Annotated in this window: 11 protein-coding genes and 1 tRNA gene; 7 read left to right on the top strand and 5 right to left on the bottom strand. The window is 33.3% G+C overall.

The genetic code is table 11. The features are described 5' to 3' along the window. Window positions 1-38 precede the first annotated feature (38 nt). From ACK4EX_RS04890 to ACK4EX_RS04880, 3 genes are all read left to right on the top strand, one after another. Window positions 39-4,343 (top strand): CusA/CzcA family heavy metal efflux RND transporter, encoded by a 4,305-nt coding sequence (locus ACK4EX_RS04890; protein WP_409770321.1) that lies wholly within the window; start codon window positions 39-41, stop codon window positions 4,341-4,343. Continuing rightward, complete coding sequence (locus tag ACK4EX_RS04885) at window positions 4,333-5,454, top strand: efflux RND transporter periplasmic adaptor subunit (protein WP_409770319.1); 1,122 nt, start codon at window positions 4,333-4,335, stop codon at window positions 5,452-5,454. The genes ACK4EX_RS04890 and ACK4EX_RS04885 overlap by 11 nt, the downstream gene beginning before the upstream one ends. Before the next feature lie 61 nt (window positions 5,455-5,515). Beyond that, window positions 5,516-6,346: a DUF3298 domain-containing protein gene (locus ACK4EX_RS04880; protein ID WP_409770317.1), complete on the top strand. Its 831-nt coding sequence runs from the start codon at window positions 5,516-5,518 to the stop codon at window positions 6,344-6,346. 3 nt (window positions 6,347-6,349) lie between these two features. Here the strand turns inward: ACK4EX_RS04880 and rpiB are convergent, their stop codons facing one another. Next, entirely contained in the window at window positions 6,350-6,772 is a 423-nt protein-coding gene (rpiB, locus tag ACK4EX_RS04875; protein ID WP_409770315.1) for a ribose 5-phosphate isomerase B, read from the bottom strand. A 264-nt stretch (window positions 6,773-7,036) separates the two neighbouring features. On the opposite strand from rpiB, the gene ACK4EX_RS04870 reads away from it, so the two are divergent. Both ACK4EX_RS04870 and ACK4EX_RS04865 read left to right on the top strand, forming a co-directional pair. After that, window positions 7,037-8,653, top strand: coding sequence for a toxin-antitoxin system YwqK family antitoxin (locus ACK4EX_RS04870; RefSeq protein WP_409770313.1), 1,617 nt, complete (start codon window positions 7,037-7,039; stop codon window positions 8,651-8,653). Continuing rightward, complete coding sequence (locus ACK4EX_RS04865; protein WP_409770310.1) at window positions 8,650-9,255, top strand: NUDIX domain-containing protein; 606 nt, start codon at window positions 8,650-8,652, stop codon at window positions 9,253-9,255. Before ACK4EX_RS04870 ends, ACK4EX_RS04865 begins: the two co-directional genes overlap by 4 nt. On the opposite strand, the gene ACK4EX_RS04860 is transcribed toward ACK4EX_RS04865, so the two are convergent. The 4 genes from ACK4EX_RS04860 to gltX form a co-directional block, all read right to left on the bottom strand. After that, window positions 9,242-10,762, bottom strand: a complete 1,521-nt coding sequence (locus tag ACK4EX_RS04860; RefSeq protein WP_409770307.1) for an aldehyde dehydrogenase family protein — start codon at window positions 10,760-10,762, stop codon at window positions 9,242-9,244. The two genes, ACK4EX_RS04865 and ACK4EX_RS04860, sit on opposite strands and share 14 nt — an antisense overlap. A gap of 26 nt (window positions 10,763-10,788) precedes the next feature. Beyond that, window positions 10,789-10,859, bottom strand: a tRNA-Cys gene (locus ACK4EX_RS04855). A gap of 3 nt (window positions 10,860-10,862) precedes the next feature. Continuing rightward, a complete protein-coding gene (folB, locus tag ACK4EX_RS04850) occupies window positions 10,863-11,222 on the bottom strand; it encodes a dihydroneopterin aldolase (RefSeq protein WP_409770305.1) in 360 nt (119 codons plus the stop codon). Next, window positions 11,200-12,696: a glutamate--tRNA ligase gene (gltX, locus tag ACK4EX_RS04845; protein WP_409770303.1), complete on the bottom strand. Its 1,497-nt coding sequence runs from the start codon at window positions 12,694-12,696 to the stop codon at window positions 11,200-11,202. Before gltX ends, folB begins: the two co-directional genes overlap by 23 nt. A 26-nt stretch (window positions 12,697-12,722) precedes the next feature. On the opposite strand from gltX, the gene ACK4EX_RS04840 reads away from it, so the two are divergent. Further along, window positions 12,723-15,131 (top strand): hypothetical protein, encoded by a 2,409-nt coding sequence (locus ACK4EX_RS04840; RefSeq protein ID WP_409770302.1) that lies wholly within the window; start codon window positions 12,723-12,725, stop codon window positions 15,129-15,131. Further along, window positions 15,118-15,540, top strand: coding sequence for an rRNA maturation RNase YbeY (ybeY, locus tag ACK4EX_RS04835; RefSeq protein WP_409770300.1), 423 nt, complete (start codon window positions 15,118-15,120; stop codon window positions 15,538-15,540). The genes ACK4EX_RS04840 and ybeY overlap by 14 nt, the downstream gene beginning before the upstream one ends.

Here is a 15,540-nt window from a genome sequence, read left to right as displayed (position 1 = left end):
AATTTTTAATTCTTAAAAATTTATCGGTTTTACTGATTATGATTCGCAAAATTATCCATTTCAGCGTCTTTAATCCCATTTTAATTAGCGCCGGTGTAGTGCTGCTCGTAATATGGGGTGTGTGGTCGATGCTCCAACTGCCACTCGATGCCGTACCCGATATTACTAACAATCAAGTTCAGATTGTCACTTTTTCGCCTGCCCTTTCAGCTGAAGAGGTGGAATACTTCATCACCGCCCCGGTCGAGCGCAAAATGGCTAACCTGCCTGGAGTAGTGGAGCTGCGCAGCATCACTCGGTATGGCTTAAGCGTAATCACGGTCGTCTTTGAAGAGCATCGCGACATTATGCGCTGTCGCCAGCTTATCGGCGAACAGCTCAACATACTGAGTGATGAAATTCCCATCGAATACGGAAAGCCCGAAATGCTGCCCATCACCACAGGATTGGGTGAGATTTATCAGTACGTTCTTCGAGTCGACCCGGCGTACAAGCATCAATATTCGCTTTACGATCTGCGCACCATTCAGGATTGGATAGTGAAAAAATATCTGGCCGGCATCGAAGGTGTCATTGATATCTCCTCATTAGGCGGATATGTAAAGCAATACGAAGTGGCCTATAGGCCCGAATTACTGATGCAATACAACTTTTCGGTAGATGATCTGGTGCAGGCCATCCGATCAAATAATGCCAGCGCAGGCAGTGGTTACGTAGCTGCCGGGCCTAACGCTGTGTACCTCAAAAGCGATGGTCGTGCTCGCAACGAACGTGATTTGCAAAACATTCCTGTCGGCATGCGCGGCAACACTGTAGTGCTACTCTCTCAAGTGGCCGATGTGCGTCCCGGCCATGCCATGCGCTATGGCGCCACTACGATGGATGGCAAAGGGGAAGTAGTGGGCGGAATCACTATGATGCTCAAGGACCAAAGTTCATCGAAAGTGTTGAAAAATGTTCACGAGCGCATAGCAAAAGTACAAAGCCTTTTGCCACCAGGTGTTTCAATTGAACCATTTCTCGACCGATCAGAGCTCATAGGTCGCACCATCGACACCGTCATAAAAAATCTGACCGAAGGTGCTATTATAGTAGTTGTGGTATTGGTGATTTTTTTGGGAAGCATAAAGGCGGCTCTGATAACGGCCAGCATTATACCTCTCTCGATGCTTTTCGCGTTTAGCATGATGCGACTGGCAGGTGTTTCGGCTAATCTAATGTCGCTCGGCGCCATCGATTTTGGCATTATCGTGGATGGGGCTGTGATCGTGACCGAAGGAGTGATTCACTTCTTCGAATTGCGAAAGCCAAATTTTTATACCTCTTCTTTTTCCTTTAAAAAAGATCTATCCGACCATACAGCCAGCATCTACAGCAAGGCAATTTTTGGTATTGCCATCATTCTGCTAGTGTTGCTTCCAGTTTTAGCTTTCGAAGGGGTTGAGGGGAAGATGTTTAAACCCATGGTATTGACTATTTCTTTTGCGCTTATCGGCTCTTTTATTTTATCCATTACATATGTACCCATGCTTTGTGCCCTATGGTTAAAGCCTAATGACAAGCATTTGCCCTTTTCTGAACTTCTGCACAAGAAGTTAGAAATATTTTACACCAAATATTTACACCGAATTCTTCACCATGCCAAGGCTACCGTTACAACAGCTGTTCTACTCTTCGTAACAGCAGTAGTCATACTGCTAAACAGAGGCGCCGAATTCATCCCCAGCCTCGAGGAAGGCGACCTTGCTCTGCAAGTCCTTATTGAACCGGGCTCTTCGTTAGATAAAATGATTCAAACCACCACAAATATTGAGAAGACCCTATTAGAAAATTTTCCGGAAGTCAAACACGTCGTATCTAAAATCGGTGCACCGGAGGTGCCCACCGATCCCATGGCCATCGAAGAAGCGGATATCATTATCATCCTCAAACCAAAGAAAATTTGGGTATCCGCTAAAACAAAGGACGAACTCATGGAGGCTATGAAGTCGAAGCTCGAAAACACCCTGCCAGGCATTCAGCTTGAATTTTCACAACCCATTCAACTGCGTTTTAACGAATTGCTTTCAGGTAGTAAATCAGATATCTCAATCAAAGTATTGGGTGAAGACCGAACTGTACTCAATAGGGTAGCAGCAGAGATTTACAAAATCGCCTCAGTTACTGAGGGTGCCGCCGATGTAAAACTGGAAAGAAATACCGGACTACCCATCCGCGTATTTGAAATGAATCGCATAATGGCTTCCGCTTCTGGTATTAACATCGACCAAATCAATACAGCCGTGCAAAGTTTGGTAGCTGGCGTAAAGGCAAGCGAACTTTATGAAAACGAGCGAAAGTTTGATGTGGTAGTGCGGATGGACTCTGCTACATCTAATCTACCCTTACATCTTATTCCAGTAAAATCAGAGAAAAACAGCCTTTCGCTTAGTAGTCTAACTGTGGAAAAAGAAGTCAGCGGTACCCGTCAGATCTCTCGCGAGCGCGGACTTCGAAAAGTAGAAATCGGCATCAATGTACGAGGCAGAGATATAAAATCCGTCGTGGCCGAAATTGAGCAGCACGTCAAACAATCCATTGTAATTCCACCGGGTGTAATGCTTGACTATGGCGGGCAGTTTGAAAACCTGCAGCGCGCCACGCAGCGGCTCACATTGGTACTTCCTCTTGTGTTGATGATTATTTTACTACTCCTATTTATGGCATTTAATAGCATAAAATCTTCGCTTCTCATCTTCTCTGTAGTACCAATGGCCTCTATAGGTGGAGTTCTTGCTTTGGTTGTGCGAAGCATGCCCTTCAGTATTTCGGCCGCCATTGGATTTATAGCTCTTTTTGGCGTGGCTGTGCTCAACGGCGTAGTACTGATGTCGGTCATTATCGAACGTCATCGAAAAATTCAGGATAACGATTTGATGAAAACCCTTCTCGAAGCCTGCTCAACTCGACTTAGACCGGTACTTATGACAGGTAGCGTTGCCGCATTGGGTTTCTTACCAATGGCTATTAGTACCTCCGCCGGAGCAGAAGTGCAGCGCCCCTTGGCTACGGTAGTGATTGGCGGACTCATTACTGCTACACTTTTAACGCTTTTTGTACTGCCCTCTGCTTATTTTATACTTTATAGAAATGAAAAAGGGAACTTCTTTGGAAAAACTCCAATAACTATTATTCTACTACTATTCGCATTTACAACTAATGGTCAAAATCCGATTCAAAAACTTACACTCGAAGAAGTCATTCAATTGGGCTTAAAAAACAATCCATTAATATTCAATGCCCAATCTGACATTCAAATTGCCCGACTCGAAAAAATTGCCGCTTTTGATCCTGGGGCAACATCGGCTATGCTTACATATGGTCAAATCAACTACGAATTCAATGACTACAATGTTGAAATACTTCAAAACATTCATTCTATCGGACGTCAGCTTACATTATTCAAAAAAGCTACACTAAGTCAAAAACAATCCATAAACAGACTTGAGATCGCAAAAAAAGTCCTGATACGCGATATCACGGCGGCCTGGTATCAATGGCTGATTAGTAAATGGATCTTACAACTCTTTGAGTTTGAGAATAACCAATATGAACAACTTAAAAATTCTCTTGAAGCCCTAAGAGCAAGTGGTGCCGCGAAACCTCTCGACATCATGTTACTCGAAAGTCGATATAGAGAAACCTCCTTGCGATATAAAACCTATTTGGCTCAACTTTCTCGAAACGAAGCTGATCTTAAATCTCTTATTGGACTTGATCCACAAGCGCAAATTGCAGTTGCTGATTCTTCTATTTCAATTCGTTTTATTAAAGACAGTCCTCAACTTTCCGAATTTTTTATAAAAGATCTAGATCTATCACAAGCAATCGCCAGAGCTAACATATCCATTCAAAAGAGTTCATTTGTGCCAGACATACAAGTCGGTTATTTCAATCAAAGCTTAGACGGTATTCGAAGTTTTCAAGGAGTGATGGTCGGAATACAAATTCCTTTGATTCCGCATGCAACTATAGCACGTATTAAACAGTCTCAGATTGAATGGGAAAAATCCATTAAACAATCAGAATATTCAAAAAACGAACTTAAAAACAAGGTTAAAGGCTTGGTAATATCTCTGATTGAGCTCCAAAATCAATTACAACAATACGCAGATTTTCAGCAACAATACAGCCGAAAAATCAGAACAACTGCCTTTTCAGAATTTAAAAATGGAAGCATTTCCGTTTTTGAATTTTTGCAAAGTATTTCTCTTTCCACTGCTACAGAAATTAATTACTTAAACACCCTATTACAGTATCAATTACTCCTTAACGATTTAAATTTTTTATCAGATGAAATCTAATGTAATTTTTCTTTCATATCTTTCAATTACTCTTTTTTCCTGCTCGAATAAAGAAATGATTCAAAAGGAATCAAAAAGTCTTTTGAATGAAATGATAGAATTTTCTAATGAAGATACTAAATTAAAATTTATTTCAGCGAGTAAAATAGATAAAGACTTTTACTCCGATACAATTTCATTGAATGGGATAGTATTAGCTCCTCCTCAAAGTGTCTTTTCAGTTTATTCACTTACAAAAGGATTTGTCGACGATGTACGCGTTTACCAAGGATCAAAAGTAAAAAAAGGGGATATTCTTTGCAGAATTAAACATCCTGAAATCTTATCTATTCAACAGAAACTTTTAAGTGATTACATTCAATTAAAAACCGATTCCTTAGAATACGAAAGGCAAAAACAATTACTCAGAGATTCTGCAACATCAGTTAGAACTTTTGAAATGGCTAAAAATGCTTATTTTCAATCATTAGCAGCATTCACAGCACAAGAAAAATTGATATCCTCACTTGGTTTTAATTCAAAAAACATTTTAAATGGCAATCTTTATTCAGATGTCATTATCCTTTCACCGAGTAATGGAATCGTATCAAGTGTTTTAATCAATCAAGGTTCTTACATTGAATCAAATACTCTTTTATTTACTATTCAGAATAGCGAACACTTGCATATTGAAGTGTTTGTGAGCCCATCTACCTATTCATCTTTAAAAAACATTCAGTCAATTTATTTTAAAACCATGTCTGACAACACTTTAAAAGAAGCGGAAGTGATTAATATTTCTTCTTTTATTGAAAACGACACAAAATCGATTGTTATACATTGTCATCCGAAGGATAAATCACAAAATTTAATCGTTGGTGAATCAGTTTCAGCTCTTGCATTTTCTGACTCTATATCTGGTTATTTGATTCCTAGAAGTAGTTTGTTTATATTTGATGATAAAGAGTACATTTTCATTCAAATTAGTAATTCCACTTTTAAGCTTATCCCCGTACAAGTAATAAAAAGAAATTCATCAAACTTTATCATCGATTCAGATCAGATATCGGGTTATCCAATCGTAATTACTGGAGCTGAAATATTAAAAGAAGCTATTTTAGCTGAAGAATAATAAGGAAAAATTCTACATATGTTTACCATTTGTGTACTTTAGCACTTAAATAGCCTAACAAATGAGATTACTCATTTCATTTCTTTTTGTTGCATTCATCTTCAATATTATTTCTTGTCAATACGAAGACGGATCGTCAGGATTTTCTAACCAAAACATTGATTCAATTCAGTATTCCATTAAAAATCGAGAAAAGCAAATTGGAGATTGTTCTTCAGATTTAAGTCCTTGTATGACGATTAAAATACAAACACTAGACATTAAATCGGGAGTTAGCGACAAGGTAGCTGTAAACATCGAATTAGACATCGAAAAAGAAATTCTTTATCACGAAGGCGATGAAACATCAACTGCTAAAAATTTAGATGAATTGGTTGATATTTTAATTGAAGAATACAGAAACTTATTAAAAGAATTTCCTGATTACGATTTACCCTGGGAAACGACTTATACTCTTAATGTTCTTTACAACAAAAATGGATTGCTCAGTATCGATATGTATTCATACACATTCAGAGGTGGAGCACATGGTATAGAAACTTCTAAAATATTGAATTACAATCTTTATAATGGAAATCGCTTAAAACTTGACAGTGTTTTGATCGTAAACGATAATTTAGTAAAGATCTGTGAAAAATACTTCAGAAAGGCAAAGGGTATAGGTGATAATGTATCATATGAAAACACAATTTATTTTATAGCAGATAATGAATTTTTTATTCCTGATAACTTTACTATTACTGATACAAAAATTAAGTTTTTCTACAACCCATACGAAATTGCACCTTATTCAGAAGGCATAGTTGATTTTGAAGTAGATTTACAAGCAATCAGACCATTCATCAAGTCTGAAATCATTCTGAATATTTTACAAAAAGCACAAAAAACGTAATTATCAACAAGGTATTTTTTTAATTCTGTTCAAATGCCTTCCTCCTTCAAAAGGAGTTTGTAAGAAAATACGAACCAAATCAAGAGCTTTTTCTTTTGATAAAAATCGAGCAGGCAAAGAAATGATGTTAGCATCGTTGTGAGCTTTTGCAAGATGAGCGATTTCTACATCCCAGCATAGCGCACCTCTAATACCTTGATGTTTGTTTACTGTCATATTAATACCATTACCACTCCCACAAATGGCAATTCCATAAGAAACTTCACCCTTTTCTACAAGCTCTGCAAGCTGATGACCGTAATCAGGGTAATCGACACTTTCGGAACTAAAACATCCAATGTCTATAATTTGATATTCAGCTAAATTATTCTTTAGGAATTCTTTCAATTCATAACCTGCATGGTCTGAAGCAATGGCGAGTTTCACGTGAATGTTAGTTTTTACAAAGATAGTATGTTAATAAGTCAGAGTAACTTTTAGAAAATAATTTTGTTTGAATGCTTGTTTTATTTAATATGATAAAAAATGCACTGGTGCAAACTATTCTTTTCATAAATTATTACGATACGCTGTTATATACAGATGTTTTTATTCGACAGTAGGACCAAAAAAAATAATTCAAAGCATTACGTTAATTCAAAGACTAACTATTGTTGATATTTTTAAAATCCTCCTGATATTCAGGAAACTTTGAATGAACGGACTGTTAATTTTGTTTTATTTATATTTGATAAACCAAATTTCAAAGTTTTGGAAATATTTTTTTTACACAGAATTAACAATTTAATAATAACAACAAAAAAAACTAAAAGATTCATTCTATCATTATTCATTGTTGTTAATTGGTTCTTGTTGAAAGGTCAGAGTAGTGATAGCCTTGTACCAGTTATATTGTATTATCAAAATGGAGCAATAGCAAGCAAAGGCTTTGTTAGAAATAATGTGCCAGATGGATATTGGATAAATTATTATGAAAATGGAGTTAAAAAAAGTGAAGGAAACCGTATAAACTATTTATTAGACGGAATATGGTATTTTTATGATTCTCTTGGAAATTTACGCTCAAAAATAAATTATTCGAACGGAAATAAACATGGACCCTCGTTATTGTTTGAAAATGGCCAATTGGTCGATTCCTCATTTTATATAAATAATGTACTAAATGGTGTGAGAGTTATATATAATAATGGTAAAAAAAGTTTTATGTATCATTATGTAAATGGTTTAGAAAATGGTGATGCTTATGAATTTGATTCTTTTGGAACAATTATTTCGGTGCTTTCATACAAGGATGGAATTTTATTAAAAAAATTACTAGTTAATAGGAAAAACAATTTTGGATTCCTCGAAGGAATATATATGGAATTTTACCCAGATTATAAAAGAAGATTAGAAGGATTTTATAAGAATGGCAAAAAAAATGGTCAATTTAAATTCTTTAGTCCTTCTGGTGAAATATTAAAAATTGAAACTTGGATAAATGATTCGTTAATTGATAATTCAAATAAAGCTAAAGTAAATTATTTAAAAAGGTATCATGAAAATACTTTTTTAATAAAACAGGAAGGTTTATTTATTCAGGATTCTATTCCTATAGGAAAACATACTTTTTATGATGTAAATGGTAAATATTTATATACCAGAATGTTTTCAGAAAATGGAAGCCTTTTATCAGAAGGTAAGCTTGATTCTAATGGACGCAAGATTGGATTATGGCAATTTTATTATCCCGATGGTAGTCTTTATTCAAAAGGAGAATTTCTAAACGACTTAAAAGAAGGAATTTGGGAATACTATTTTCCTGATGGATCCATTCAAGAAATTGGCGAGTACAAAAGAGATTTGTTGAATGGCAAGTGGTTGACGTATTGCATTAATGGAAAAATTTTGAAAGAAGTCTATTTTATTAATGGAAAAGAAGATGGAGTACTCAGAGAATTTGATTGTGATGGAAATTTGATAAAAGAAGCTTATTATGAAGAGGGATTATTAAACGGTTCTTGGTTTTTATCAATTAATAATTTTACTGAAAAAGGTCTATATATAAACGATTTAAAAAGCGGTAAATGGTTGACATTTTACAACGATGATAAGATAAAATCGGAAATTTTTTACGAAAATGGCTTATTGAATGGAAGTTATACAGTTTACTATCCTAATGGAAAAAAAATGATAAGTGGTTACTATATTTTAGGTAAGCGTGAAGGTATATGGTCCTTTTATGATCAAAATGGAAATAAATATCTTACTATTGAATACAAAAATGACGTAGAAAAAAAATATAACGGAGTAAAAATAACCTTATGAGCAGTGATAATCCCTGGACTACTTTAAACGATAAAATAGTCTATGAAAATAAATGGATAAGGGTACATCATCGAGATATTATAAATCCAAATGGAGGTAAGGGAATTTATGGTTTGGTTCATTTTAAAAATTTTGCAATAGGGATTGTACCTATAGATGATGGAGGTTATACATATATTGTTGGTCAATATAGATATCCACTTAACAGAAATTCATGGGAAATTCCCGAAGGTGGCGGACCAGAAGATGAAGATGTCTTAGAAAGTGCAAAGCGAGAGTTAAAAGAGGAAATTGGTGCAGTTGCTAATAAGTGGTTTTTAATTCAAGAGCTAGATCTTAGCAATAGTGCAACAGATGAAATATCATATATTTTTCTTGCTGGAGATTTAACTTTTTTTAGTACTGATAACGATGAAACAGAACTGCTTGAAATTAAAAAAATAAAAGTTGAAGAGTTTATTTCTTTAGTTTTAAACGGTGAAATTAGAGATAGTATTTCGGTAGCAGCAGGTCTTAAATTATTTCAATTAATCGCTTCAAAAAGTTCTATTATAATAGAAAACTTTCCGCAACTTTTATCTATTAACTTTAATCGATTGTAAATTTTATGCCCTGCGCTAAGGGAAGGTCAGTGCCGTAATTAATAGTGGATGTCTGTCGCCTCATGTAATTTTTCCAGGCATCACTACCGCTTTCGCGTCCACCTCCTGTTTCTTTTTCACCTCCAAATGCTCCTCCAATCTCAGCGCCTGAGGTTCCAATATTCACGTTGGCAATTCCACAATCGCTTCCTTCACTCGAAAGAAAGTATTCGGCTTCGCGCATATTGAGTGTCATAATAGATGATGAAAGGCCTTGTGGTACATTGTTATGAATTTCGATTGCTTCTTCTAGTGTTTCATACTTCATTACGTATAGAATAGGAGCAAATGTTTCAACTTGTACTACAGGATTATCCGGTGTTACTTCTATAATACAAGGTTTTACATAAAGCCCTGAAGTATATTCTTCACCTTCTAAAATACCACCTGGTTGAATTATCTTACCTCCATAATAAATGGCTTTATCAATGGCTTGTAAATAACTTTCTACTGCATTTTTATCGATCAGAGGTCCAAGGTGATTTTTTTCATCTATTGGATTACCAATCCTAAGTTGGTTATATGCATTTATTAGGGCGCTTATTACTTTTTCGTAAACACTGCTGTGAATAATTAATCTACGTGTACTAGTGCATCTTTGTCCAGCTGTACCTACTGCACCAAAAACGGCGGCCGGAATCAATAGCTTTAAATCGGCGGATGGTGTTACTATGATTGCATTATTTCCACCAAGTTCTAAAAGATATTTACCTAAACGTGCTGATACTGCTTTAGCTACTTCTTTACCCATTCGTGTACTTCCCGTGGCAGAGATAAGCGCTACTCTATGATCGTGTGACAAGTATTCGCCAACACGGTAATCACCATTTATTACGTTTGAAATGGCTTGTGGATAATTGAATTCTTCTAAAACTTGTGAAACAATTTTTTGAAGTTCTATTGCGCATAAAGGAACTTTTTCACTTGGCTTCCATACAGTCACATTCCCACACACCCACGCAATGGTTGAATTCCATGACCAAACAGCCATCGGAAAGTTAAATGCTGATATAATACCTACAATTCCTAGTGGATGCCAAGTTTCAAGCATCTTATGATTAGGTCGCTCTGATTGTATTGTTAGTCCATATAGTTGTCTCGATAGTCCAACAGCAAAGTCGCATATGTCGATGATTTCTTGAACTTCACCCAAAGCTTCTTGTATGGATTTACCCATTTCGAGTGTTATAAGCTTTGCTAACTCCTCTTTTTTCTCTCGTACTTTGTCAGCAAATGCTCTTATAAATGCACCTCTTTTTGGAGCGGGTACTTTCCTCCATTCTATAAAAGCCTTATAAGCCTCTTCTATGACAGTATTGTATTGTTCGAGCGTTGTTACACTAACTGTTCCCAATAGTGAGTTATCTATGGGAGAATATGATTCTATAAAATTGTTAGATAGAAAAGTGTTTCTACCGACCCAAGTGCCGGGAATCACTTTTGGGTCGTTTGAAATAAAAGTTTCCATAAAGTGTAGGGGTGATATTTTAGTAGAGGTTCCGACCGGATTCGAACCGGTGTAGGAGGTTTTGCAGACCTCTGCCTAGCCCCTCGGCCACAGAACCTAATTAGGCTGCAAATATAACAGAGACTGATGCAACATCTCCATTAACTGGAGGATTTAATTTTTTAATTTCTACAGAGCAACTTTCAACATTAGACAAGTTTTTGAGCCTGTATAAAATCTTGTGTGCCAGTGTTTCAATGAGATTGTAGCGGTTTCGGCTCTCTTCTTCTACAATTGCATAAACTGTACAATAATCAACAGTTTCAGTTAGATCATCTGTTTTGTAAGATGAATTCACAGTAGTAAGCTCTATGTTTACTAAATAATCTGTTCCAATTTTAGATTCTTCTTCTATACATCCATTGAAACCATAAATTCGAATATTTTCAAGTTTAATTCTAAATCTCATAAATTTTTTCAAGTCTTTTAATTGTTAAATTCTTTCCTAAAACATATATAATTTCTGAAATAGAAGGACCAGTTTTTTTACCCAATAAAAGTGCTCTCAAAGGTAGTCCTATTGAACCAATTTTTATATTGTTTGTATTTAAGAAATTTTTGAAAAATTCGTCAATGTGGCTTTTTGATTCATCGTTAATTTTTTGTAAATTTTCTATAAGATTTTCTACAATGGGTTTATTAATTTTTTGAATTTGTAAATTAAAGAATTCTTTATCTATATTATTTTCATAATCAATGCATGATCTATAGTCTTCTAATATTTCTGTTATAAGATTCACTCGTATTTTGTCAACCTCTATTAACCTGAATAACAATTCTTTTTCAAGATTTTCAATTTGAAAATTTTTAACTATGTAATCGAATAGATATTCAGTAGAAGAATTTTTTATGTGATTATGATTAATCCACAAAGCTTTATCATAACTAAACTTTGCACCTGATTTTGAAATTCTATCTATAGAAAATTGTTGAATTAATTCTTCTAAACTAAATATTTCTTGTTCAGTCCCAGGATTCCATCCTAAAAGTGCTAACATGTTAATAAATGCCTGTGGTAAAAAACCTGTTTCTTTATAACCTTTTACAAGGACGTTATTTTCAGATATAAATTGTAGAGGAAATACAGGAAACCCATATTTTTCACCATCTCTCTTACTCAATTTGCCATTTCCATCTGGTCGCAATAACAAGGGTAAGTGTGCAAATTTTGGCATTCTATCTTTTAATCCTAACTTTAGGTACAAGAGTACATGTATGGGAGTGGAAGGCAACCATTCTTCGCCTCGTATTACATGAGTAATGTTCATTAGATGGTCATCCACGACATTTGCCATATGATAGGTCGGCATTCCGTCAGATTTAAAAAGGATTTTATCATCTAAATTACTCGTATTAAAGACTACTGTGCCTCTGATTAAGTCATCGAAACGTACTTCTTCATTCCTATCAAGTTTAAGTCTTACGACATGAGGTGTGTTAGAGGCTAATAATTTTTCAACTTCATCGGATGGCAATGTTAGACTATTGCGCATGTACTGGCGTGTAATACTGTCATACTGCCATTGTCTACCACTTTTATGTGATAATTCTCTAATATGTTCCAGTTCTTCTTGAGTATCAAATGCTATATATGCTGCGCCGGACTCTAAAAGTTTGTCGACAAACTGTTTATAAATATCTTTTCTGTTGGATTGTTTATATTGTTTGCGTTCTTCTTGATTGTATCCTTCATCAGGAATCAAACCTAGCCATTCAAGCGTTTCAAATATGTAATTTTCTGCATAAGATACAGTTCGTGTTTGGTCGGTATCTTCAATTCTTATTAAAAACTTTCCGTTTTCCTGTTTTGCAAACAAATAATTATAAAGTGCTGTTCTTACACCGCCAATATGCAAAGGTCCGGTAGGGCTGGGCGCAAATCGTACTCTTCTCATTTGTAATTTTGTGCAAAATTATGAACTTGAGTCGTGTAAAGTTTTTGTGGTATTTAAAGGTCTTTGTTGTTGGACTTAGTATTTTGACTTTTTTTAGTTTAATTTACGTTAATTTTAACGCAATAGTAAATTTTAGTCTTCACTTAGTAAAAAATTTCTCTGTTTTTAATATATTATCAAATATTGGTGTTTTAATATTTTTCCTTTTTATAGTGGCATTTTGTCTTATTGTCTTATTTTATTTTTCCAATTCACTAAAAAAGAAATTATTCAACTTACTTTTTACTAAGAAAGATTTTTTAGAATTTTCCATTCAGGGTGATTTAGTTAAAAGAGACGATGTTTTTTCAACAGTGGAATTATCAAATCGTTTAAAATACATTTTTTTCCCAAAACCCAAAAAGGTTATACTTTATGTATTTGTTATCCTTGTCCTATCTATTTCCTTTAGCTTTAAATTTTTTCAAATTAATGTAAACGATGACGTTTTTGATAAATATATACAAAAAATTTCTTACACCTTTAATAAAGATTTTTTTGTTGAAGGTGATAGTATTTTTCTATTTACTGATTTTGATAGCAAAGGACAAATACAGTTACAATATGGGAGTTACAATACAAATTTAACTAATGGACAAAATTTTGTTGGTTTGGCGACAACTAATGAAAAAAATCTAATTTTTAAATTAAATTCTTTTCAAAAAAAGATTCAGATCAATATTGTACCTCGTCCAAAAATTCGTGAATTTTCTGTTTATACAAATTATGAAAATACTATTAAAGAACATTTTACAAATTTAACCCATTTAAATATTTTAGATATGTCAATTGTGGAATATAAATTAGTTGCTGAAAATTCTTCTAATAATTTATTTTCTGGAAAATTTTTGTTTAATAAGGATACAGTTATCGACTTTATTTTTTGCAATACTTACATATGTGATACATTTCAGGTTCATTTTTCTAAAAGAAATATTTCAAATCCAATAATAAATTATTCTAAAATTGGAAATTTATATTTAATTTCAGTCACTGATGAAAATGGGCTTAAATATCTACAAATAAATAACAATAAAGATTTTTTTAAACAGCCTAAAACTTCTGTTCTTTTTGAATTGGATACTAATTTACAATATACAATTATTGCGACAAATATTTTAAATAAGACTACAAAAGTATCAATAGGAATTAATACATCGATTTTTGGTGCTTCGATGAATATTTCTAATAATAGCGATTTACCATATCAATACCTCGAAAATCTTGAAAAAGAAATAGTTTCGGTTATTAATAATTTAAATGAATTGATTAAAACCTCTTCCATAAGTGAAATATATCAAATTTTACAAAATTTTCAAAGTCAATTAAATAATATTTCTTCATTTATTAATGATCAAATGCGGATAAATCAAATCAATTCACTTTTAAAAGATGTAGGTAAATTTTTAGAGGAGTATCAAAATAATGCAAAAAATTCTCAGGACTTAGCCAATGATATTTTGAAACAAAAACTTCAAAATACCTTAAATAGATACAATAAAGAAAATAATAAAAATAAAAGCACCAATGATAATTCATCCGAATCAGGTGAAATAAACTCCTCTGAACAAATTATTCTGGAGAGTTTATTATTGTCTTTTAATAATCTTTCTATTGATATTGAAAGGAATAAGTATAAAAACAATAAAGATTTATTAAATAATTCTAATTTGTTATCTTTATCAGATTCCTTAAATATTATACTTTTTAAAAATAAATCTCTTCGATCTATTTTATCTGAAGATTATAACAGATTGAAGAATACAATTCAAAATAGTACAGATTTAAAAAATTATGTTTATGCTATCAACTCTCTATCAGTTAAACTTTATCAAATCATAAAAAACATTGAACAAAATAATATGAATTTTAATAATCAAAATAATAATCAGAATAATTCAAATTGTTCAAACCCATCTAATAACGGGAATTCTAAAAAGCCCGGATTAAGTGAATTACTTGGTGAAGAGTATAAAGACGGTAAAAATGCTAATGGTTCAAATTCTAATGAGGGATCTAACAATAAGCTAAATAATGATTCAAAAAATGAGGGCAACGAAAATTCATCTGAAAATTCAAATTCTAATAATGATAGAAAAGAAAAAGATGGTAAATCTGGAAGTAAAGGTAGCAGGGACTCATTAGAAGAATTAGAAAAACAATTAAGGAATAATAAATTATCTTATTCATCTGTAATTGATGAATTAAAGAGGAAAATTAAATGGTTAGATTCAGAGAATTCTAAAAGATTAAACGAAGTAATGGATAATAAAAGAAAAGGAAATTTTGTTGACGATCGGAATGTGGAGGAAATTGATTTAATAAAGGCGAATAATTTTAACATCTTGTACATAAGCAGAAAAGACCTAATTTTAAAGAATAATGTTCGTTATTAATGATCCTCACAATTTTTTTACTGAGCACTTGATTACTGAGCTTATTAACGTATTCAGAAGGTTTTACCCAGTTAATTTTAGAAATATTGTTCTTACAAATCTTTTTCTTGATGACATGCTTGCTTTAAATTCAAATGTTTTGAAACACAATTATTACACTGATGTTATCACATTTTGTTCACTGAAAAAAAATTTTATTGATGTTGAAATTTTTATTTGTTTAGATTATGTAGATAAATTTTGTCTTGTTTCTGAGAAACCTATTCAATGGGAATATATTAGAACTTTTTATCATGCCTTATTACATTGTGTTGGATTCAATGATTCAACTCAAGAGGAGAAACAAATTATGACTGAAAAGGAAAAGGAATTAACGGATCTGTTTTATACGTTCCACGTGAAACATTAA

The sequence above is a fragment of the Thermaurantimonas sp. genome, from assembly GCF_046299575.1.
Classification (GTDB): domain Bacteria; phylum Bacteroidota; class Bacteroidia; order Flavobacteriales; family Schleiferiaceae; genus Thermaurantimonas.
This window is presented reverse-complemented; position numbering and strand designations above follow the sequence as displayed.